Annotated in this window: 1 pseudogene; it reads left to right on the plus strand. The window is 43.1% G+C overall.

Features of this window, described 5'->3' with window-relative positions:
- Positions 1–1,428: pseudogene (locus HMPREF2573_RS00120) on the plus strand (cell surface protein); the annotation flags it as partial.

The raw sequence follows: 1,428 nt of genomic DNA on the forward strand, positions 1-1,428 counted from the left end.
CACAAACGAGTACTCTACCATCGTTGGTGGCGATGACAACAAAGCCACAGGCAGATACTCTACCATCGGTGGTGGCGATAACAACACAGCCGAAGGCGAATACTCAACCGTCGCAGGGGGCAAGAATAACCAAGCCACAGGTACAGGTTCATTTGCCGCAGGTGTAGAGAACCAAGCCAATGCCGAAAACGCCGTCGCCGTGGGTAAAAAGAACATTATCGAAGGTGAAAACTCAGTAGCCATCGGCTCTGAGAATACCGTTAAAACAGAACACAAAAATGTCTTTATTCTTGGCTCTGGCACAACAGGTGTAACGAGTAACTCAGTGCTACTGGGTAATGAGACCGCTGGCAAACAGGCGACCACTGTTAAGAATGCCGAAGTGGGTGGTCTAAGCCTAACAGGATTTGCAGGGGAGTCAAAAGCTGAAAACGGCGTAGTTTCTGTGGGTAGTGAAGGCGGTGAGCGTCAAATCGTTAATGTTGGTGCAGGTCAGATCAGTGGCACCTCAACAGATGCTGTTAATGGCTCACAGCTACATGCTTTGGCCACAGTTGTTGATGACAACCAATATGACATTGTTAACAACCGAGCTGACATTCTTAACAACCAAGATGATATCAAAGATCTTCAGAAGGAGGTGAAAGGTCTTGATAATGAGGTGGGTGAATTAAGCCGAGACATTAATTCACTTCATGATGTTACTGACAACCAACAAGATGACATCAAAGAGCTTAAGAGGGGGGTAAAAGAGCTTGATAATGAGGTGGGTGTATTAAGCCGAGACATTAATTCACTTCATGATGATGTTGCTGACAACCAAGATGACATTGCTAAAAACAAAGCTGACATCAAAGGTCTTAATAAGGAGGTGAAAGAGCTTGATAAGGAGGTGGGTGTATTAAGCCGAGACATTGGTTCACTTCATGATGATGTTGCCACCAACCAAGCTGACATTGCTAAAAACCAAGCGGATATCAAAACACTTGAAAACAATGTCGAAGAAGAATTATTAAATCTAAGCGGTCGCCTGCTTGATCAGAAAGCGGATATTGATAATAACATCAACAATATCTATGAGCTGGCACAACAGCAAGATCAGCATAGCTCTGATATCAAAACACTTAAAAACAATGTCGAAGAAGGTTTATTGGATCTAAGCGGTCGCCTCATTGATCAAAAAGCAGATATTGCTAAAAACCAAGCTGACATTGCTCAAAACCAAACAGACATCCAAGATTTGGCCGCTTACAACGAGCTACAAGACCAGTATGCTCAAAAGCAAACCGAAGCGATTGACGCTCTAAATAAAGCAAGCTCTGAGAATACACAAAACATTGCTAAAAACCAAGCGGATATTGCTAATAACATCAACAATATCTATGAGCTGGCACAACAGCAAGATCAGCATAGCTCTGATATCAAAAC

The sequence above is a fragment of the Moraxella sp. HMSC061H09 genome, from assembly GCF_001809255.1.
In the GTDB taxonomy this organism is placed as follows: domain Bacteria; phylum Pseudomonadota; class Gammaproteobacteria; order Pseudomonadales; family Moraxellaceae; genus Moraxella; species Moraxella catarrhalis.